The following is a 356-nucleotide window of genomic DNA, read 5'->3' as shown; positions in this document are numbered from 1 at the left end:
GCGGAGAACGCGGTGGAATCCCTCAAGGCTGGGGCGTTTGACTACCTGACCAAGCCGGTGGACCTGAAACAGTTTCGCAGTGCGGTAGCCAATGCGCTACAGGGCGTCTCGTCCAATGCACCCTCAGCAACAGGAGCCAAACCCACTGCAACCAAAATCTGCAACACTGCCTTGCACCCATCAGGCCTCGCTACACTGGACCGTCTGGCCGGCACTTCGGCCACCATGCAAAGTGTGAAAGAGCGCATTGTCAAAGTAGCGCGCAGCATGGCGCCGGTACTGGTACGCGGTGAATCGGGCACCGGCAAGGAGCTGGTGGCCAGAGCCGTGCATGCCAACAGCCACCGTTCCACGGG

Annotated in this window: 1 protein-coding gene; it reads left to right on the top strand. The window is 61.0% G+C overall.

Translation table 11 applies throughout. The features are described 5' to 3' along the window. Positions 1–356 (top strand): sigma 54-interacting transcriptional regulator (locus AC1D1Y_RS26990; protein ID WP_477685037.1); only part of this gene is annotated, 356 nt, incomplete at both ends.

This window comes from Polaromonas sp. P1_G1 (assembly GCF_056405595.1).
This window is presented reverse-complemented; position numbering and strand designations above follow the sequence as displayed.